The sequence below is a fragment of the Ornithinimicrobium carbonis genome, assembly GCF_977012275.1.
This window is the reverse complement of sequence record NZ_OZ348993.1, coordinates 2804892-2824362: the sequence shown is the minus strand read 5'-3', so window position 1 is coordinate 2824362 and position 19471 is coordinate 2804892. Positions and strand designations below refer to the sequence as shown.

Below are 19471 nucleotides of genomic sequence, written 5' to 3'. Positions count from 1 at the left end.
CGGTCAGGTCAGGGTCAGGTCACCAGCGGGGGCGCCGACCACCGCGATGAGGCGCGGCGCCGGCCCCGCTGCCACGTCGACCTGCGCCCCCAGGGCGCGGATCACGCGGACCGCGAGGACCGGGTCGGGGTGCTCAGCCCGTAGCTCCTTGAGCTCCAGCCACGGCAGGTCGGCGTCCGAAGGGTGGGCCCCGCCCTGCCAGTCGATGAGGAAGGGCTGCACCCCCCCGAGCCCCAGAGGGTAGGGGGCGGCCAACCGCCACGACAGGAGCGTGCCGTCCGCCCTGCGACGCTGGGTCGCCACCGGCCGGCCCACGTCGACACCCGCCTGCCTCGCCCGCTCCACGGCCTCATCCAGTGCGGTCCCGGGGGCCTCGACGGCCCACCCGTGCAGGCGAGGGGCCTGACCCCAGACGTCGCCCGCCCCCAGCATCGTCCGCTCGGGAGGCACCGGCGGCTGGTCCGGATCAGGCCCCAGGAGCTCCAGGTAGGCGCGTCGGGCGCCCTGCCAGCTCACCCCGACCAGGGCGTTGCGGGTGCCCATACCCGGGTGGCTCCCGCCAGCCACCGGCTCCACCCCCGTCCTGGTGGCGAAGTCCGAGACCGCCGCGTCAAGGTCGCGGACGGTGAGCACCAGGTGGTCCAGCTGGACAGGCATGATGCCCATCATGCTGGACCCCGCGCCGGTGTGCTTGGGTAGATCGATGAGAGTCCTGGACGCCGACCACATCCGGGCTCGTGTCGACCCCGGTGCGCTGGTCCAGTCCCTGCGCGAAGCCTTCGCCGGTCAGAACCGGATCGAGGCACCGGCGCGCATGCACCTGCCCATGGACGAGGACCTCGAGTCCACCCTGCTGGTGATGCCCGCCTGGGAACGCGGCCGCTACGTGGGCGTCAAGGTCGTCGGGCACTACCCCCGCAACGGGGCGGAGGGCCTGCCCAGCATCCTCGGCAGCTACCTGCTTCTCGAGGCGCGGACAGGACAGCCCGTCGCTGTCCTGGACGCCACCGAGCTCACCCCCTGGCGGACCGCGGCGGCCAGTGCCCTCGCCGCCGACCACCTGGGGCCGGACCAGGTCAATGAGCACCTGGTCATCGGGGCCGGGAAGGTAGCCGCTGCCGTCCCCGCCTGCTACTCCGTGGTCCGTGAGGTCGAGCTGACGCGGGTCTGGGCACGCCGCCCCGAACGGGCGGCCGCCCTGGTCGATCAGCTTCGTTCCGAGGGTCGGGCCGCCGAGCCTGTCGCCGACCTGAGGGCCGCCGTGCGGACCGCCGACGTCATCACTTCTGCCACCTCCTCCACGACACCCCTGATCCTGGCCGAGGACGTCCGCCCCGGGGCCCACGTCGACCTCATCGGGGCCTTCTCCCCACAGATGGTCGAGGCGGACGAGGCGCTGGTCACCTCCGCCAAGGTGTTCATCGACGGGCCCGAGGCGCTGCACGCCGGGGACCTTGCCGGCCCGCTCGAGCGCGGCACCTTCACCGAAACGGACGTCCACGGCACCCTGGCCGACCTGGTGACCGGGCGACACGGCGGAAGACGCGCCGCAGCGGAGGTGACCCTGTTCAAGTCGGTAGGCAGTGCCCTGGAGGACCTGGTCGCCGCGGTCCTCGTGGTCGAGGCGGGGGACGCTTAAGCGCTAGGTGTGGTGTCCGGGAGGTTGGTCAGTCGGGTGACCGGTGGCCGGCCGCAGTACGGACCCGTACCTGGGGGATATGGCGGCCATCCGTCACCGGCGGCAAGATGAGCGGTTCCACCGCACCCTGCGCACACGTCCATGATGGGTGAAACATGGCCTCCGCGGCTGACACACTCATCTGCCGCCGTGAACGCGTAGCGTCCGACCATGCCGCCGGTTGTGCTCGCGCCCGAGGCCCCCGATCGCGGAACGGAAGCGAAAGCACAGGAGCGCAGGGAGCGAGTAGCTCGCCACATGCAGTCACGACGGCTCCGGTGTATCGATGGACGACCGTAGATGAGCAGGTGGACGGCCTACGTGCACCCGGGAGTCTGCCCGACGTCGTTCCGGCCTGTGGCGCAGCCGGAAACGAAGACCTAGTGTGTACTACCTCACACCACTTCCCAATAAGGATGACGCAACGATGCGCAAGAGCACCCTTCTGGCAGGCGCCGCCGGCCTGGCCCTCGTAGCCACCACCGTAGTCCCCGCCGCAGCCGTCAAGTACGGCGAGCCGGACAACAATGAACACCCGTACGTGGGACTCATGCTCGCCTACGTCTGGGACGACCTGGACGAGGACGGCAACATGACCGACGACGAGCTCTTCGCAGGGTGGCGCTGCACCGGTACCCAGCTCGACGCCGACACCTACCTCACCGCCGGTCACTGCACCTCCGGCGCGGACGCGGTCGCCGTCTGGTACGCCGATGACCTGCAGGACGTCCGCTTCGCCCGCGAGTTCGTCGTCTTCGCCGACGCCATCGACCAGACCAACGAGCTGGCGGCCGACGCCTGGAGCTATGACGCGCTGACCCACCCCGACTACACCGACGGCGCCTTCTACCTGCACGACGTCGGAATCGTGGACCAGATGATCCTGGCCGAGGACACCACGTTCGAGGACTACGGCACCCTGCCCACGCTCAACTACTGGGACACCCAGCTCGCGACCCGGAAGAAGGACCGCGACAGCTACACCACCGTCGGCTACGGGCTGCAGTGGGCCACACCGGACAGCAACGGGCAGGGCCGTGGTGACCAGGCCGACTGGCTCAAGCTCAAGGCCGGGGGTGACCTCATCGGCTACCGCCAGTTCGGGGGCGGCAAGGCCAACGACGCCTACGTCGTGCTGACCAACAACGCGAACACCGGCGGCACCTGCTTCGGCGACTCCGGCGGCCCGACCTTCATCGAGGACGAGACCACCGTCGTGGCCGTCACCTCATTCGGCGTCAACTCCACCTGCGCCGGCACCAGCGGCGTCTACCGCATCGACACCGAGGACGACCTCGCCTGGCTCAGCCAGTTCGTCAGCTGAGTAATTGTCAAGACCTGTGGATCGGCGTGTCACGCCACGTGTTGGTGGTCTCCTGACTCTTCGGGTCGTTCGACGAGTTTGCCCTTCTCGAAGGTGGCGCCGGCACGGACCAGGGCGACGAGGTGGGGTGCGTTGACCGCGCGCCAGCGTCGTTGCGCTGACTCGATGAGCTTGAACGCCATCGCGATGCCTGCCGCACGCGAGCCGGGTCCCTTGGTGACGCGCTGCCGGAGCCGGACGGTGGCGAAGGTGGACTCGATCGGGTTGGTCGTGCGCAGGTGGATCCAGTGCTCGGCCGGGAAGTCGTAGAACGCGAGGAGAACGTCGAGGTCATCGGTGACCTTCGCGGTCGCCTTGGGCCACTTCGCGCCGTAGGCGGTGCTGAACGCCTTCGCCGCGGCCAGGGCGTGCTCGCGATCCTGCGCGTTGTAGATCTCGGCGAGGGCGGCCTTGGCGTCCTTGTGCACCGACTTGGGCAGCGCGGCGAGCACGTTGCCGATCTTGTGCCACCAGCAGCGCTGCTCGGCGGTGGCGGGAAAGACGTCGCGCAGCGCACGCCAGAACCCCAGGGCACCGTCGCCGACCGCGAGGACGGGGGCGCGCATGCCGCGGCGCTTGCACGAGCGCAGCAGGTCAGCCCAGGACTCGGTGGACTCGCGGTGCCCGTCCTCGAGCGCGACGAGCTCCTTGGTGCCATCGGCGCGGACCCCGACCATGACCAGCAGGCAGACCTTGTCCTGGGTGAGGCGGACCTTGAGGTGGATCCCGTCGACCCACACGTAGACGTAGTCCGTGCCAGCCAAGGAGCGTTGGTTGAACGCGACCGCCTCGTCCTGCCACTGCTCGGTGAGCCGGGTGATCGTCTTGGCCGACAGCCCGGCGGCCGAGCCGAGGAACTGCTCCAGGGCCGGAGCGAAGTCCGAGCTCGACAGGCCGTGCAGGTACAGCAGCGGCAGCACCTCGGCCAGCTGCGGGGACTTGCGCGCCCACGCAGGCAGGATCGCCGAGGTGAACCGCTTGCGCTGCCCGCTGGCCTCGTCGATCCGGCGGTCGTTGACCCGCGGCTGGCGCACCGGCACCGCACCCGCGGCGGTGCTCACCTCCCGCGGTTGGTGGTAGCCGTTGCGGACCACCAGCCGGTGGCCGTGCTCGTCGACCTCCTCGGCGTGGGCCGCGATGTAAGCCGCGACCTCGGCCTGCAGCGCCGCCGCGAGCATCTGCCTCGCGCCGTCACGGACGATCTGATCCAGCAGCGACCCACCACTCGTGGCCGCGTCGACGTTGGACCCGTCGTTCTCCTGGACTACCTTGAGCATGGGCGTACCTTCCCGAGCCGGCGCGCCAACGCCGACCCTGATCAGAACTTCTATGGGCTTCAGATCTTGCTCGGGAGGTACGCCACATTCACGTCACCCCGCCGAGAGCCATCCACAGGTTCTGATCATTGCTCTCGTCAGCTGACGCAACAGCGATGTCGAAGGGCCGGCACCCGCGGGTGCCGGCCCTTCGACATCCACTAACGCACGCTCCCAGGACCGTTCCACTTTGCGGCGCTCATAACCGGGCGGGGCAGCGATGAGACATACGTGCGCAGGCCGGCCGCCGGCGCCTCGACCGTGCCGGCGCCAGCGGCACCTACAAGGACTAGACCTTCGAGAAGAAAGCTCGGCAGTCCCTGACAGCGCCCACGCAGTTGGCCTTGAAGCAGACGCGCGATTACTGCCTAAATCCGGTCCAACACTCTCCCGGAGCAACAAGAGACGCACTCATTTGCCGCCCTGCGTGCATTGAGCAGCCCGCCGAGCGTAACGTAACTTGGTCGCGCTGGGCCGCCGGCGGACAGGGACGCAGCGATGCGCTTTTCGGCTGGTACCGATGGCGGGCGTCGTGCCGGCGCTGCGCCTGCCTGAGGCCGACGATGAAGTATCGCTGCGAGAGGATGGGACCCGGAGTGCGGGATCAGACCAGACGGAGGATCAACCGCTACTGGGCCGCCTTCTTTCCCGAGATTCCAGCCGACTGGTCTTCTGTCGTTGTCAGCCACACGTCGGTATTGGAGGGATACCACGGCCTTTACGCCATCCTCCGGGACGGTCGCGCGTACGTCTCATCTCCGCCTGAGATGGCTGCCACGGTGCGCACCTGGGGCGTCGACGCGGCCACGGTGACCGACCCGGCCTGGTGGCGTCACCGAGTTCCGGAAGGAACGGTGCTCGGGCCAAGCGTCCATGCGTTCCTCGACACGGCTGACACAGTTCCCCGCTCACAGCGGGCCCGCCGTGCTGACGCAGGGGAGGTGGTCCACGCCCTGAAGGGGCGCGTTACCGCCGAGGAGTGGGTCGAGAGCGGCTTCGACAGTGATGACGTCCACAAGACCTGGTTGGTGCGCGACAACGACGCAGAACCAGTCGCCGCTGCAGGCCTCACGCTTTTCGATGGCGACCCCGTCGACGTCGGTGTGATCGTCGCTGCCGACGCTCGCGGACGTGGCCACGGAAAGCACGCCGCAGCTGCGGCGGTACATGACGCCATCGACCTGCACGGGATCGTCCGCTGGCGCTCTCTTGATGCCAACCAGCCATCACGCCAGCTCGCTAAGAGTTTCTCATTCCAGGACGACTGCCGACAGCTCGCCATCCGACTCTGAGGCGGCCGCCTGAACAGGATGAATGTCCGGTTCTGCCGCCGAGCGGTTACGCCTCGTCGCGTCTAGGTATGGCAGGCTCACCCCTGTGACCACTAATCCGCAGCGCGCCGCGAAGGCACGCATACTGCCGGACAACTGGAGGGTTCCAGTATTCGGGGGACTCGGGGCGGGGCTGGCTGTGGTGGCCGGCGCAGTGATCGACGAAGTGACAGGCTCAGTCGCCCTCCGAATCCTGACCATGGTGCTCGTTATTCTCGGCGTCATGGCGCTCGGCCGTCCGTACGCGTCGCGGCGTAAGTAGGGCATTCAGCGCCCTGTACGGCCGCGTGGAGGACGGCTACGCTCGTCCGACTTTGCCGCGATGGTGACAAGTTCCACCGCGGTGATCTGACGGTTCGTGACCGCTCAAATCGGCTTCATCCACGCGGTGCCGGTACCCCCTGCCGGTGTCCCTTGTATGGTGCTTGTGTGCACGGCTGCGACGCAAGGGGTGGACGTGAGGAACGGCGGGACATGCTCATGCCGCTCGCCGTCCTGTCCAATCTCTTCGGTAGCGACGACCTGGATGCCATCGCGCACGCCGGCGGACTGTCCCGCGTGGAGCTGGAGGCCGGGGTCAAGGCAGTGGGTGCACCGCTGCGCAGGCTCCCGGAGCAGGCGCTGCCCTGGTTCGAGAGCTCGGTGCGACCTCGGAGCGTGCCGGGGACGGACCCGGTCGAGTACGAGGCCCTCGTGCCCTTGTGGACGGACACCGGCATGGCGGGGAGAGCTGCCCGCGTCCGGCTGGTCCCGTCGGGGTTCGAGTCGACCTTTCGACGTCACGTGATCGGGTTCGAGGATGTCGTGGCACCGCCTGAGGTCACGGGCATGGTCCCGGATCCGGCCCGTCAGCCGCGCCCGCCGGAGGTTCGTCTGACGGAGCCGCTGGTGCCGATGGAGCACCCCGTACCCGAGGGGTGGCGTCCCTTGATCCGTCGCATGGTCGACAGGTTGGCCGCCGGTGACTATGAGGGTCTCGAGAGGGAGGGCGTGATCACTCACGTCGGTGGGCCCGGTGACATGGTCAGGAGCAACCTCAAGGCCTATCACGACTCCTTGGTGCCCCTCCCACCCCAGGCCTGGGCGTGGTCGGATCACCTGCCGGTCTATGCCGGGCCAGGCGTCTATCACGTGACGCTGCCGTTGTGGACGGCGGTGGAAGGGGTCAGCGACCTCACGCTGACAGCAGAGGTGCACGACGACGACACGAGCGTGAGGGTCGTGGTCACGAGTGTCCACGTCCTCTGACGGGGGGATGCGGCAGGCGGCCGTGTTCCCGCTCAACATCCTCGTCAAGGAGGCGTTCGGCGCCGTGCGGCCGTTCTCGCGGGTGGACGAGGCGGACCTGAGGGAGAGGCTGGCGGACCTTGGTGGCCGGCTGCTGCCCCTCTCGCCCGAGTCCGTCCGCGAGCTGACGGCGCGCCCGGTCGGCGGGCGTCCGGACCAGGTCGACATCGTCGTCCCGCTGGTCACTGTTGACGGCCCGACGGGGGCCGGGCTGCTGGTCCGCGTCACGGAGCACGGGTCTGGCTACCGGCCCGAGGTGCTCTCCTTCGTCGACGCTGAGCCGACCGAGGCGCAGACTCGTCCGGGTGACGTGCGCGGCGCGACGGTGGTTCCCCCTCCCGGCCCGCCGGGCACTCCCGAGGAGGGTCTTCGGCCGGTGCCCGAGCGATGGCGACCGGTCGTCGCGGGTGCCGTCTGCCGCCTGGCGGCCGGCGACTTCGCCGGCCTGGTGCGGGACGGGGTCGCGCCGACCCGTGAAGGCCCCGACGACCTCGGCTTCGAGCACTGGCTCGTGGAGTATCCCGCCACCCTCGTCGACCTTCCCGACGAGGCCTGGCCCTTCACCGACCACGAACCGACGGACGAGGCGGAGGTCTGGGACGTGTCGGTCGACCTGTGGACCGCGGAGGAAGGACGCAGCGACCTGACCCTCGAGGGGCAGGTCCGGGATGACGGGAGCGCGGTCACCCTGCGCATCGAGAGGATCCATACCCTGTGAGTCGGCGGCGGTTCCGTCGTCCGGGGAGAGGGGGAAGAGTGGCCTACAGCAGACCCGAGGTGGTCTCGGCGTTCGGCGGGGTGATCGGCGCGCTCTCGGCCGGCGAGCTGTCTCTCTTCACCGGCCGGGATGGCCTGGGTCTCGACGAGCTCCGGGACGGTCTGGTCGGCCTCGAGGGCCGGCTGCGTCCCTACCCAGACGCCTTGTGGTCGTGGCTGGACGAGCATCTGGTCCTCGTCGCTGTCGAGGGCACCTCGCCGGTGGAGCACGAGACCGTGGTGCCGGTGTGGACCGACGAGGGGGGCGGCGCGGCGCGGTCTGCGCCTGCGGCTCGTGCCGGTCGGCACGCGGGGGTTCCTCGACGCCCGGATCGTCGGTGTCGAGGATGTCGACCGTGTCCCGGAGTGGGCGGGGTTCACGGGTGTGTCGGCGGACGAGCCGGCCGCCAGTCTCGCCATGCCTGGCGACAATGCGGTGCCCGAGCGCTGGCGACCCGCCCTGCGCGAGGTGGTCTCCCGGTTCGCCCGGGGTGACTTCGACGGCCTGGCCCGGGACGGTGTCCTGGCCCTGGTCGGGCACCCCTCACACACCATGGTCAGAGAGGGGCTGGAGGCCTACCCCGACCGGCTCGTCGACCTGCCGGAGGACTGGTGGAGATGGTCGGACCTCGCCTCGGCGGACCACGGCCCCGGCCGGTATGCCGTCCTCCTGTCGCTCTGGACAGCCGGTCAGAGTCCCAGCCGCCTGTCGCTGGAGGCCGACATCGACGACCGAGGTGCGGACGACGTGCGCGTGCAGGTGATCGGCGCCCATGTGCTGTGACCGGGAGGGGCGATGAGCGCGATGTACGTCGGTGCCTACTGGGGAGCCCGCGCCGAGCCGGCCTCGACCTGCGCCGCACGCCTGGCACGGTGCCTCGAAAGCCTCCACGGGGCGCACCCCGCGCTGACCTCGTGGTGCCACAAGGGACGCTCACGCGCAGGCGCTCGCCGTCCGGTCGACGTGGACCCGGGGTCGTTGACGACCCTGGTCGAGCGCGGACGGGCCCGCAGGGACGTCGACGACGAGACGATCGACGAGCTCGGCTTCACCGGCGGGATGTGGAACGGCCAGACACCGTCGGTCGGGCTGACCTTCCAATGCGGAGCGACCTTCATGCCCATCGGCAACAACGTGGTGCTGCAGCTGTCGGGCGGTGGGGAGGGTGAGACCCTCACCGAGCCTGCGGTTGCCCGGGCCGTCCTCGACAGCCTCGTGAATGCGTGGGAGCCGGTCTGGGTCACGTGGACGACCGACGCGTGGCGCAATGCCCAGGGAGCTGAGCCGGGGCGACCTGTCGTCGGCTGGCTCACCTACCTGCGAGGGGTGCCGGCATACGGCATACCCGATGAGCTGGCGAGCGTCGCCATGGCCGGCGGCGTGCTGGTCAGTGCGGCACCGACCTTCTCTGAAGTAACCGAGGAGCGAATCCTGTCGGTGCGGGAGGCTCTGCGCGGCGCTGGTGCGCTGGACCTGCGGGGCGGGGGCTCTGAAGTCGGCTCCTGACCTGCACATCTCTCGAGCAGCGCCGTTGTCGTTGTCGCGGGTCAGCGGATCTGTCGGTGATGCCGCCTAACGTGGGGTATGTCGCAGCGCTGGGGCTGCCGGCTCCTCACGGGATGAGGGTGTAGGCAGTGCTGGCGCGCCGGTCCGGGGCTAGGGGCCGGGGTCTTTGGAAGAGGAGGCATGCGTCCACGGTCAGGTCTCCACCGCCCGCGATGTCCAGGCCGTGGTGCTCGACCCCTGCTGCCAAGGCACAGATGTCGAACGAGCGGCCGAGAGACTCGACTGCCCCGGGGGGAAATAGGCGGATCATGGCCTGTGCGGCATCGTCACAGTCGAGGCACCGACCACTTGGTCGTGGTGGACTCCCGCGCCGGCAGGGATTCGGGACAGAGCCGTTGGTCGCGCTTGAGGTCGGCGGGAAGTCCCCCAAGCATCAGGCTCGGGGCCAAGCCTCTCACCACGTGGGGGTTCAAGTCGCCGATAGAGAAGTATGACCGCGTTTCCGCAGGTCAGAGCACTGCCTGGTGTCCGGAGGGGGACTTGCCCACATGGGACACACACCTTCGAGATCGCCGTCAACACATAACAGCAGCTCAGGCGGCGACCCCAGCCCTCGAGCGTTCGTGTCTTGCGCGTGGCTTCCCCTTTCCGGCCCCCCAGACGGCTGGCGCTGTGAACCGGAACGCTGATGTACGTGACAGCACGACGCCCGCCGCTCAGCGGTCCTCCGGTCGGCGGCCGCGTCGTGGCGTCATTCCGCCCAGAATGATGTGACCGGGGTGTACAGGATGGCTAGCCATCACAAACCTAGACGACCTTCACGCCGCGGGAGCAGCTCACCGTGTGATGACTTGGAGGCGCGGAGTTCCAGGCTGTCCGCGCGACGACCTCTTCACTGTCAGTGGTAGTTGCTACCTTCGGACTCGACCACACTTTCGAGCAATCCGAAGGAGGCAGAACTACTTATGACCCAGGACGACCGCGCCGTATTCGTCGTGCACGGACGCAATCGTGCCCTCGCTGACGCCATGTTCGACTTCCTGCGCAGCATCGACCTCGCGCCGATGGAGTGGGACCAGGCAGTCCAACTGACTGCCACCGGAAGCCCGTACGTCGGGCAGATTCTCGATGCAGCCTTCGAGAGGGTCGCAGCAGTCGTCGTCCTGCTCACGCCTGACGAGGTCTCCTACCTCCAGCCTCGCTACGGCGACGGCCCGCACGACGTCGAAACGCAGCCGGCCGAGCAGGCCCGACCCAACGTACTGTTCGAGGCGGGCCTAGCGTTCGGTCGACACCCCGACCGGACCGTCCTGGTGGAAATCGGCGACGTCAGGCCGTTCAGCGACGTCGGAGGTCGTCATGTCATACGGATCAACAACTCGCCGGCGTCGCGGCAAGCACTTGCGACCCGCCTACAGACCGCCGGCTGCGCGGTCAACCTCACTGGGACGCACTGGCATAGCAGGGGTGACTTCACCGCGCCCCGTCCCGCGGGCGACGGGTTAGTTCTCGGGCGACGGATCCCCGCTGCAAACACCCAGCGGCCTCCAGTCGACTTCGATATCAAGTACCTGAACAAGGGCGGCAGCCGGAGCGACAAACTGCAAGTCATCAACCGCGGCACCGAGACCGCGTACGACGTCACCCTGTCCGTCCAAGAAGGCACATCGCTGGACCTGCAACGTGCCGCCCCGATCGCCAAGATCCCTGGGGGCGGCAAGTCGGTGACCGTCGACGTCATGAACCTCAACCGTTTCTTCGGCGGCGCCCACACCATCGATCAGTTCGACATCACTGTGACCGCCCGCACCGACGCTGGCGAGACGGTAACTCAGGACGTGTTCATCGACATGAATGGATGATCCAGTGACCGAAGAGTTCAGCATCCCCGTGAGCATCCCGCTCGACGAAGACGGCTTCCTGCGCCGAGAATGCCCCACCTGTGAGCAGGAGTTCAAGTGGTTCAACCACGAAGAAGGTGACCCGGACGCCGAGCAGGTCGGCCAGTACTTCTGCCCACGCTGTGGAGAGCCGTCCGGCCTCGACACATGGTGGACACCGGCGCAACTCGAGTTCGCGCAGGCCGCAGCCCAGCCCCAGATCGACCAGTACGTCAAGGACTCGCTCACCGACGCGTTCAAGGGTGTGAAGGGCATGGACTTCAAGGTGAATCAGAACTGGCACTCTGACTCCGCCTCTCCCGACCCGTTGATCGAGCCGAGCGACATGGTGATCGTCGAGCCGCCCTGCCATCCGAACGAGCCGCTCAAGGTTCCCGACACCGCTACCGGCCGTGTCCACTGCATGATCTGCGGAACGCCGTTCGCCGCGTGAAGCGGCAGTGCCCCTTACCGCCGCGAATGTTTGGATTCGGATACCGTATGCTGCCGAGATGCTTATCACCAATTGGCTGCCAGCTAAGGATGTAGCGAGGTGGGCGGGCTAGGATCGTCGGAATAACGGCTCTTCACAGATGAGGGTGTAGAGAGCGCTGGCGCGTCGGTCACGAGGTAGGCGTCGAGGTCTTCCGAGGATGGAGGTTCCTACGCCAGCCATCCGAAAGACCTCGACATGCCCGACGCTACCTTCACGCGCCCCGACCTGACGACCTTCACCCGCCTGGACGACCTCGGCCTGGAAGTCACCGGCCAGCTGCTCGAGCCCGACCGTTCGGTGCTCGCCTGCCGGGTCCTCGAACCCGACGACTGGTGCCGACGATGCGGCTGCCAGGGCGTCCCGCGCGGCACCGTCACCCGGGAGCTGGCGCACGAGCCGTTCGGGTGGCGCCCCACCACGCTTCTGCTCACCGTGCGCCGCTACCGGTGCGCCGAGTGCGCGCACGTGTGGCGTCAGGACACCACCGCCGCGGCCGAACCGCGGGCCAAGATCTCCCGCGCCGGCCTGCACTGGGGACTCGTCGGCATCGTGGTTCAGCACCTGTCCATGTCCCGTGTCGCCGAAGGGCTCGCCGTGTCCTGGAACACCGCCAACGACGCCGTCCTGGCCGAAGGACAGCGCCTGCTCATCGCTGATCCGACCCGACTGGACGGCGTCCGCGTCGTAGGTGTTGATGAGCACGTGTGGCGGCACACGAGGAAGGGTGACAAGTACGTCACCGTCATCATCGACCTCACCCCGGTCCGTGACGGCACCGGTCCATCCCGGCTGTTGGACGTGGTCGAGGGCCGCTCGAAGAAGGCGTTCAAGGACTGGCTGGCCCAGCGTGACCAGGCCTGGCGCGACGGCATCGAGGTCGTGGCCATGGATGGGTTCGCCGGGTTCAAGACCGCCACCACCGAGGAACTCCCCGACGCTGTCGCGGTCATGGATCCGTTTCACGTCATCCGGTTGGCCGGTGACGCCCTCGACGGGTGCCGCCGCCGCGTCCAGCAAGAACTGCACGGCCACCGCGGCCGCAAGGGCGACCCCCTCTACGCCACCCGGCGGACCCTGCACACCGGCGCCGACCTGCTCACCGAGAAGCAGCACGACCGTCTCGACACGCTCTTCACCGGCGACCGGCACCTGCAGGTCGAGCTCACCTGGGGCATCTACCAGCGCATGATCTCCGCCTACCGAGACCCCGACCGGGCGGGCGGCCGCACCGAGATGAACTCGGTCATCGACGCCCTCACCCAGGGCGTGCCCAGACCGTTGGTCGAGCTGCGCACGCTCGGCCGCACCCTGGCCCGCCGCGTCTGCGACGTCCTGGCCTACTTCGAGCGCCCCCGCACCAGCAACGGCCCCACCGAAGCAGTGAACGGTCGCCTTGAGCACCTGCGCGGCCTGGCCCTCGGCTTCCGCAACCTCACCCACTACATCGCCCGAGCACTCCTGGAGGCCGGCGGATTCAGGCCCCAACTACACCCTGGATTGTGAAGAGCCGGAATAACTCGGGGCGCATTTTCATTGCAAACTGACGCACCCGAGATGGTAATTGTACCCCGTCCCGCTGAGGCGGTGCTCGGGCAGGCGTCTTTCTCGGAAGATCTCTGTTGTGCTACAGCCCCGAGTGCCTGAGGAAACTACTCGCTGCACCAGACGGTGAGTGGCGCGTTGATCGTGGTCTTCAGGTATGCCTGGGTTGACGCCAAGAGATCGAGCTGCTGGGTGGTTGCCTTCGAGGCTGACAGGCCGGGTTGCACGATCACCATTTCCATCCGGCGGCGAAGGACCAGGGCTTTGTCCTGCATCTCGTAGAGTTTCTTGATATCACCGACCTCGAACGGGTTGACACCGTCTCGGCGCTGCTTCTGCCGGGCACGGGCTTCGAGGGTTCGGAAGAACGGACGTAGATCGCCGCGACGCCACATGATCGATTTCTGTGCTTGGCCGCAGACCTCGTATAAATCCGCGACGCGCGCCCCGGGGGTGTCGGCGCGCGAGTACTTGCAGTGAACCAGCCGGATGAGCAGTCCTTCGTGGTCCAGGCGAAGAGCGACGACGTCTGCGATCTCGCCGGTGCCGTCGTCGTCAATTATGATGTCCCACGGCTCTGGCTCGGCCTTGAGCTCGGAGATGGCACGGAACTGGATTGACTGGACGAGTTTGTCTTTGGTCTGGGACTCGACTGTGAGCGTTGTCCCACCCCAGTCGAGCGGGACGAGCTGGGACGGGTCGAAGGGCGGTCGGTCCCAAGTGGGCTTGTACAACAGGTTGTCCTCGATGATCCGGTCGTCGTCGAGTATCAGAAGCAGCCCGTTGTCGTTCAGCCAATCGCTGAGGGGATATTCCGATCGTGGGCGAACGACCTTGATATCGTCGTCGCCGGTACAGCGGTAGTGAAGCCGTCCCCTCTCGACAGCTGCTTCGTAGGTCACTTCCCAACTGCCGGTCTTGACGGTGAACCGGAACGGTCCGGTCGTTGACGCGGTGTCTGGGATGAGATCCGTGTAGACGGCCTCGTGGATTTGTTCCTGATAGGAGAGGCGCACGTGTTCGGCCTGCAGCGTGTGGAGCTGCCATGGCCATTCGACGGCCAGCAGCACGCCTTCCGGTCGCCCGGTGAGTCTTTCGGGGAGAATGAACTGGCCGATGACCTTGTCGATGCTGATGGTGTCATCGAGGAGCTTCTCGCCAATGGAGTCACACCAGTCTTGCCAGTGCTTGAGGCTGGTGGCCGTCGCGTGGGACCAGATGCGGCCTTTGAGTGAGGCGCTGATGCTGACGTGTTCTCCGTCGCGGTATCCGCCGCCTGAGATGTTCGTCTGCGACTTGGTCCCGGCCTCGGCCTGGGAGAAGCTGGCGGCCACATCTGAGCCGACATGCATCGAGAAGCGTCGAAACTGGTCGCGGGCGTCGAGGACACCGACGTTAGTCGGGACCAAGCGTTCGATGTCGGCCATGACGCGGTACACGGTCGACCCAGTGAACCGTTCGGCGCCGGGGTTCAGCACGGCGTCTGCGAGGTCCTCGAAGACGCCGTCGTTAGCCGAGTTGTTGATGTACAGCAGCCGGTGGACGCGGTCGAAGTACAGGACGAAGAGTTGGTAGGCGACCTCCTCGATGGTCTTCAGATCGCCCCAGCGGACGTCAGTTCTGCGCTCTACCACGCACCAGGCCACCCCGGCGTCGGCGTTGAGCCCGATAGGGGAAGTGAGCAAGTTTTCCTCGCCGAAGAAGTGGACGATGTTCTGTGGTTCCCACTCCATCGACGGTGCGCGGTAGACCACCGTGCTCATCTTAGGCAGCAGGCTACGAAGGGCTACTTCCTCCGGGAGGCTGGTGAATCCCTCCTCGAAGTCGCTGACAGCCTGCTGCTCATCGACTGCGGCTTCAGTTAGGTTGCGAAGGATGAGGTTCCAGTCCGAGTCTTCGGCATAAAGCTCGCGTAGGCGCTTGTCGACCTCGATCTCCGCGCGCGCCACGAAGATCGACGCCTCGCCGAAACTGCCCGACGCCGAGGTGCGGGCAAACCGTCCGATGAACTGAAGAGTCACCCCGAGGCTCTTCTGCGGGTCGTGCACTGCGGCGATCTTGAGAGCGGGCAGATCGAATCCCTCGCCGAGCATGTTGACGCATACGATGATTCGCGATGTGCGCTCGCTCAGCGCCTTCAAGGCGTCACGCTGCTGGGTCTTCGGCATTCGGCTGTTGATGATGACCGGTGATAGGTCTGGGGCGATCGCTTCGTAGAGCGGCAGAATCGCCTTGGCCCGTTCTACGCCGCGAACTCGTGCCATGAGCACGTGGTCATGCCCTGCGGCGAGGTCGACGCGAAGCTGAGCCACGCTCTGGTCGGCGAGCGCTTGATCAACATCATCGAAGTCGATCACGGCCGTGTAGTTGATGCTCGAGAAGTAGCCTTGAGCTTGCGCCTCGCGCAGCGGGAATGAGTAGATGCTGCGACCTTGAAGGTGCTTGCCGTCCTCGCGAAAGGGTGTGGCGGTGAACTGCACCACCGGCTTCTGATCAAACGCTTGGCGAACCTCTGACCAGGTCCGGGCAGCGACGTGGTGTGCCTCATCGATGAACAAGTGCGAGCACGCGCCAAGCAACACCTCCAGAGCGTCGGGCGCGCAGGCGTTGAGCGCCGACGGTGTGGCCACTATGACGTTGCATGTCTCGGCAAAGGCGGTAGCTGTGTCCGTGTCAGAAAGTCCGTGCGACAGCCGTCCCACCGTCGGTCGAAGGGCTGAGGCTGACACGATGCCAAGTTCCTGCAACACACCGAGGGTCTCGAACTTCGTTGCTACCTGTTCTCGAAGCGAGTCCGACGGCACCAACACGAGCAGCCGCTCAGGCCGGGCTGCCACGAGCAGGGCCAGCATGGTCTCAGTCTTACCCGTACCCGTGGGCATAACGACTGTTGCCGGGGTCATGCGCTTTGTGGTCCAGTAACCCAGGACAGCGTGCAGAGCTCCGAGCTGCGGTGAGCGGAGACCAGGCCTGTCGGGGCGGCCTTCAGTGAAGCCGATGGCGTCACGGTAGCTTTCGTTTACCTCTACGGGCATGACGCGTGGAACCGTGGGTGGCCTGTTCCATGAGGCCCGGCGAACGTCATCATCGGCTTGAGTGCCTAAAGGCAACCGAACCCAGAGCATCTCGCGGCTTAACGGTCGGTCAGGTGTTGCCGCCGGCCAGGAACCGTAATTATTCTTTACCTGGAGTCCGCCGTCAACGGCGACGACTTGCTGAAAAGTGCTTGCCGGCGCGATGAGCTGCTTGACCTGGTTTCCCCCGAAGGTCTCCGTTCGAGCCCACACGCTCGGTGCGCGCCACCCCCCGCGCGCATCGTCCCCTGGGCAGTCAGCGTCGCTCACGTGTGGAGTATCTCACGTGTGTAAGTCCTCAGCAGATTCGAACGCGTGTTGTCCCGTCCGCGTTCGATGGCGTGGAGGGGCGCTCACGCACGCCACATCGGTGAAGGTCACCACAGGCATGGACTACTACGGATGGGAGTCCCGAGTGCCCGGCCGCAGCCCCAGCCGCAGGGCGAACGCCGCAGGGCGAACGTACTAGTACGGCTCAGAGCCATCTTCTGGGCCAGCGCGTGCCACGGTAGGCTGGATGCCGCACTGGTGTGCACGTTCCATTCCTTGTGAAGAGTCGAAAGCTCGCAAGCATCCCTTGATCCGCCGGCGCAAGCCCTCTGTTTGCCGCGATCGGCGTGTCGGACCGTTCCGTTGCTTCGGTGCTGAGGAAGAGAAGTGGCGGCCCTTTGTCTCCGAGAGAGGTTGTCAAGGCGATCTGTCGCACGTGATAACGCCGTCGGGGGTCCTCCTCTGCCGCCGATCGGCACGACTGAGGTGCGTCCTTTCGCCGCGCGTGACGCGATGCGCCTAGCGAGGTTGTCGCGGATAGGTGAGTTCATCCCCAGTACGGCTACCGACTGAGGACCAGGAGTCGGTCGACCTGGTGACCGCCCGGCGGGCAGCACGGGGGTGCGACCGACTCGACGCCACCCGATGCTCCGTCAGCCGTCGGTCCCCACCCCCTCGAAGAGGTCAGGGAATCGGTCCGGCCAGGCAAGCCTGACCCCGCTCGCCGCGCAGATGTCCACCCAGTCGGAACGGCTCTGCGCGGGTGCACTCTCGATAGCCAGTACGCCCCGCATGGCCTGAACGTGCGGCCAGTGCTCGATGTTGGTCCGGTGGAGGTAACTGAGCAGTTGTCCGAGGCCGAGACGCGACTGCGACTCCTCGTTGGCGCTCGTGGTGCTCTTAACCTCACAGATGTAGAGCACGTGATCGGCCACCCAAGCGACGTCGAACGGCTCGTCGCCGCCGCGGGGGGACAGGGGCACGAAGCCGGACTGGCGGATGCGTTCGGCGAGCTCGACCTCGAGGTCCTTGTGGGCCTGGGTACCGCGGTCGATCGCGTCCGCGTTCCACAGGACGAACGCGGGCTCCGCGCTCGACTCCTCATCCTGGAGAGTTCGGGACGGCCCCACGTAGGGCCTTCCGCCTTGGGCGAATCCCTTTGAACCTGTGCCCTCGATTCGGTTTTGCTCCACGGCTTCCTGCTCATCGGACCCAAGACGGGCCCAGGCCAGCCTGACGTCGTTGAGGTCCACGCCGTAGGCGTCCGTCAGCACCGTCATGAACTCGATGGGCGCTCCCGCGTCATGCAGCATTCTCAATGTCACAGCTGCCTGTTCCCCAGTTGTGGTGCGTGGGTTGGTGCCATCATCGGCATTGTTGAAGGCCTCGCGCGGGAGAACGCCCTCCCGGACAGCCTTCAAAGCAGCTTGCGCCGCCGAGGATTTGTAACGGCCAGCGGAGGGCATCGTGTCTGCGGCATGCCAGTTGTGATGGGTCATCGCCCGCGAAGCAGCAATCGCCGTGGGATCGCCGCTGAAGCGTTGAGCCCATTGCCGGCTCTTCACAATCCAGGGTGTAGTTGGGGCCTGAATCCGCCGGTCTCTAGGAGTGCTCGGGCGATGTAGTGGGTGAGGTTGCAGAAGCCGAGGGCCAGGCCGCGCAGGTGCTCAAGGCGACCGTTCACTGCTTCGGTGGGGCCGTTGCTGGTGCGGGGGCGCTCGAAGTAGGCCAGGACGTCGCAGACGCGGCGGGCCAGGGTGCGGCCGAGCGTGCGCAGCTCGACCAACGGTCTGGGCACGCCCTGGGTGAGGGCGTCGATGACCGAGCGCATCTCGATCCGGCCGCCCGCCCGGTCGGGGTCTCGGTAGGCGGAGATCATGCGCTGGTAGATGCCCCAGGTGAGCTCGACCTGCAGGTGTCGCTCGCCGGTGAAGAGCTTGTCGAGGCGCTCCTGCTGGCGCTCGGTGAGCAGGTCGGCGCCGGTGTGCAGGGTCCGCCGGGCGGCGTAGAGGGGGTCGCCCTTGCGGCCGCGGTGGCCGTGCAGTTCCTGCTGGACCCGGCGGCGGCACCCGTCGAGGGCGTCACCGGCCAACCGGATGACGTGAAACGGATCCATGACCGTGACAGCGTCGGGCAGTTCCTCGGTGGTGGCGGTCTTGAACCCGGCGAACCCATCCATGGCCACGACCTCGATGCCGTCGCGCCAGGCCTGGTCACGCTGGGCCAGCCAGTCCTTGAACGCCTTCTTCGAGCGGCCCTCGACCACGTCCAACAGCCGGGATGGACCGGTGCCGTCACGGACCGGGGTGAGGTCGATGATGACGGTGACGTACTTGTCACCGCGCCTCGTGTGGCGCCACACGTGCTCATCAACACCGACGACGCGGACGCCGTCCAGTCGGGTCGGATCAGCGATGAGCAGGCGCTGTCCCTCGGCCAGGACGGCGTCGTTGGCGGTGTTCCATGACACGGCGAGCCCTTCGGCGACACGGGACATGGACAGGTGCTGGACCACGATGCCGACCAGGCCCCAGCGCAGGCCGGCACGGGAGATCTTGGCCCGCGGTTCGGCCGCGGCGGTGGTGTCCTGACGCCACACGTGCGAGCAGTCGGTGCACCGGTAGCGGCGCACGGTGAGCAGAAGCGTGGTGGGGCGCCACCCGAACGGCTCGTGCGCCAGCTCCCGGGTGACGGTGCCGCGCGGGACGCCCTGGCAGCCGCACCGCTTGCACCAGTCGTCGGGTTCGAGGACCCGGCAGGCGAGCACCGAACGGTCGGGCTCAAGCAGCTGGCCGGTGACTTCCAGGCCGAGGTCGTCCAGGCGGGTGAAGGTCGTCAGGTCGGGGCGCGTGAAGGTAGCGTCGGGCATGTCGAGGTCTTTCGGATGGCTGGCGTAGGAACCTCCATCCTCGGAAGACCTCGACGCCTACCCCGTGACCGACGCGCCAGCGCTCTCTACACCCTCATCTGT

General features: G+C 67.1%; 16 protein-coding genes. 11 read left to right on the top strand and 5 right to left on the bottom strand.

Annotated elements, in window-relative coordinates:
- Positions 1-3 precede the first annotated feature (3 nt).
- A complete protein-coding gene (locus ACWHYA_RS12915; protein ID WP_425943927.1) occupies positions 4-657 on the bottom strand; it encodes a VOC family protein in 654 nt (217 codons plus the stop codon).
- Positions 658-703: 46 nt separating this feature from the next.
- Between ACWHYA_RS12915 and ACWHYA_RS12910 the strand changes: the two genes are divergently transcribed.
- Positions 704-1639: an ornithine cyclodeaminase family protein gene (locus ACWHYA_RS12910; RefSeq protein ID WP_425943925.1), complete on the top strand. Its 936-nt coding sequence runs from the start codon at positions 704-706 to the stop codon at positions 1637-1639.
- Between the two features lie 466 nt (positions 1640-2105).
- On the top strand, positions 2106-3002 hold the full coding sequence (locus tag ACWHYA_RS12905) for a trypsin-like serine protease (RefSeq protein ID WP_425943923.1): 897 nt from the start codon (positions 2106-2108) through the stop codon (positions 3000-3002).
- Between the two features lie 29 nt (positions 3003-3031).
- Here the strand turns inward: ACWHYA_RS12905 and ACWHYA_RS12900 are convergent, their stop codons facing one another.
- Positions 3032-4318, bottom strand: coding sequence for an IS256 family transposase (locus ACWHYA_RS12900; protein WP_425943921.1), 1287 nt, complete (start codon positions 4316-4318; stop codon positions 3032-3034).
- Positions 4319-4953: 635 nt separating this feature from the next.
- On the opposite strand from ACWHYA_RS12900, the gene ACWHYA_RS12895 reads away from it, so the two are divergent.
- From ACWHYA_RS12895 to ACWHYA_RS12855, 9 genes are all read left to right on the top strand, one after another.
- Entirely contained in the window at positions 4954-5649 is a 696-nt protein-coding gene (locus ACWHYA_RS12895) for a GNAT family N-acetyltransferase (RefSeq protein WP_425943919.1), read from the top strand.
- A 519-nt stretch (positions 5650-6168) separates the two neighbouring features.
- Complete coding sequence (locus ACWHYA_RS12890) at positions 6169-6936, top strand: DUF7668 domain-containing protein (protein WP_448095601.1); 768 nt, start codon at positions 6169-6171, stop codon at positions 6934-6936.
- Positions 6920-7693 (top strand): DUF7668 domain-containing protein, encoded by a 774-nt coding sequence (locus ACWHYA_RS12885; protein WP_425943915.1) that lies wholly within the window; start codon positions 6920-6922, stop codon positions 7691-7693. The genes ACWHYA_RS12890 and ACWHYA_RS12885 overlap by 17 nt, the downstream gene beginning before the upstream one ends.
- Positions 7694-8026: 333 nt before the next feature.
- Entirely contained in the window at positions 8027-8515 is a 489-nt protein-coding gene (locus tag ACWHYA_RS12880; RefSeq protein WP_425943913.1) for a DUF7668 domain-containing protein, read from the top strand.
- 12 nt (positions 8516-8527) lie between these two features.
- Positions 8528-9238, top strand: a complete 711-nt coding sequence (locus ACWHYA_RS12875; protein WP_425943911.1) for an Imm52 family immunity protein — start codon at positions 8528-8530, stop codon at positions 9236-9238.
- 166 nt (positions 9239-9404) lie between these two features.
- Positions 9405-9539, top strand: coding sequence for a DUF3626 domain-containing protein (locus tag ACWHYA_RS12870; RefSeq protein ID WP_425943909.1), 135 nt, complete (start codon positions 9405-9407; stop codon positions 9537-9539).
- Between the two features lie 664 nt (positions 9540-10203).
- Positions 10204-11100: a TIR domain-containing protein gene (locus ACWHYA_RS12865; RefSeq protein ID WP_425943907.1), complete on the top strand. Its 897-nt coding sequence runs from the start codon at positions 10204-10206 to the stop codon at positions 11098-11100.
- 28 nt (positions 11101-11128) lie between these two features.
- On the top strand, positions 11129-11572 hold the full coding sequence (locus tag ACWHYA_RS12860) for a hypothetical protein (protein ID WP_431472905.1): 444 nt from the start codon (positions 11129-11131) through the stop codon (positions 11570-11572).
- 237 nt (positions 11573-11809) lie between these two features.
- On the top strand, positions 11810-13117 hold the full coding sequence (locus ACWHYA_RS12855; RefSeq protein ID WP_425943903.1) for an ISL3 family transposase: 1308 nt from the start codon (positions 11810-11812) through the stop codon (positions 13115-13117).
- Between the two features lie 146 nt (positions 13118-13263).
- Here the strand turns inward: ACWHYA_RS12855 and ACWHYA_RS12850 are convergent, their stop codons facing one another.
- The 3 genes from ACWHYA_RS12850 to ACWHYA_RS12840 form a co-directional block, all read right to left on the bottom strand.
- Positions 13264-16191, bottom strand: coding sequence for a DEAD/DEAH box helicase (locus tag ACWHYA_RS12850; RefSeq protein ID WP_425943989.1), 2928 nt, complete (start codon positions 16189-16191; stop codon positions 13264-13266).
- A gap of 962 nt (positions 16192-17153) precedes the next feature.
- Positions 17154-18065: a hypothetical protein gene (locus ACWHYA_RS12845; protein ID WP_425943901.1), complete on the bottom strand. Its 912-nt coding sequence runs from the start codon at positions 18063-18065 to the stop codon at positions 17154-17156.
- Positions 18062-19369 carry an ISL3 family transposase gene (locus ACWHYA_RS12840; protein WP_425943899.1) on the bottom strand — a complete coding sequence of 436 codons (1308 nt, stop codon included), beginning with the start codon at positions 19367-19369 and terminating at the stop codon, positions 18062-18064. Before ACWHYA_RS12840 ends, ACWHYA_RS12845 begins: the two co-directional genes overlap by 4 nt.
- Positions 19370-19471: the final 102 nt, after the last annotated feature.

Coding starts and splice junctions, on each gene's coding strand:
- ACWHYA_RS12865 (WP_425943907.1), top strand. CDS start 10,204: ATGACCCAGGACGACCGCGCCGTATTCGTCGTGCACGGACGCAATCGT.
- ACWHYA_RS12905 (WP_425943923.1), top strand. CDS start 2,106: ATGCGCAAGAGCACCCTTCTGGCAGGCGCCGCCGGCCTGGCCCTCGTA.
- ACWHYA_RS12915 (WP_425943927.1), bottom strand. CDS start 657: ATGCCTGTCCAGCTGGACCACCTGGTGCTCACCGTCCGCGACCTTGAC.
- ACWHYA_RS12875 (WP_425943911.1), top strand. CDS start 8,528: ATGAGCGCGATGTACGTCGGTGCCTACTGGGGAGCCCGCGCCGAGCCG.
- ACWHYA_RS12855 (WP_425943903.1), top strand. CDS start 11,810: ATGCCCGACGCTACCTTCACGCGCCCCGACCTGACGACCTTCACCCGC.
- ACWHYA_RS12900 (WP_425943921.1), bottom strand. CDS start 4,318: ATGCTCAAGGTAGTCCAGGAGAACGACGGGTCCAACGTCGACGCGGCC.
- ACWHYA_RS12890 (WP_448095601.1), top strand. CDS start 6,169: ATGCCGCTCGCCGTCCTGTCCAATCTCTTCGGTAGCGACGACCTGGAT.
- ACWHYA_RS12910 (WP_425943925.1), top strand. CDS start 704: ATGAGAGTCCTGGACGCCGACCACATCCGGGCTCGTGTCGACCCCGGT.
- ACWHYA_RS12850 (WP_425943989.1), bottom strand. CDS start 16,191: ATGCCCGTAGAGGTAAACGAAAGCTACCGTGACGCCATCGGCTTCACT.
- ACWHYA_RS12840 (WP_425943899.1), bottom strand. CDS start 19,369: ATGCCCGACGCTACCTTCACGCGCCCCGACCTGACGACCTTCACCCGC.